General features: G+C 52.1%; 1 pseudogene. It reads left to right on the top strand.

From position 1 onward, the window contains the following. Window positions 1-242, top strand: a pseudogene (glnG, locus tag AB4585_RS23520) (nitrogen regulation protein NR(I)); the annotation flags it as partial.

Below are 242 nucleotides of genomic sequence, written 5' to 3'. Positions count from 1 at the left end.
ACTCAGACCTAGACGCTGCCGTTAAGGCGTATCAAGAAGGGGCTTTTGAGTACCTGCCGAAGCCATTTGATATCGATGAAGCACTTGCCCTTGTCGATCGCGCCATTACTCATAGCCAAGAACAAAAACAAAGCCACAACGCGTTAACCTCCAGCAAAGCGGACACTCCTGAAATCATAGGCGAAGCACCTGCGATGCAAGAGGTCTTCCGTGCTATCGGCCGTCTCTCCCGCTCCTCTATC

Source organism: Vibrio sp. 10N.222.49.C9, assembly GCF_041474985.1.
GTDB classification, from domain to species: domain Bacteria; phylum Pseudomonadota; class Gammaproteobacteria; order Enterobacterales; family Vibrionaceae; genus Vibrio; species Vibrio crassostreae_C.
The sequence above is the reverse complement of the archived record's forward strand: the minus strand, read 5'-3'. Positions and strand labels throughout refer to the sequence as shown.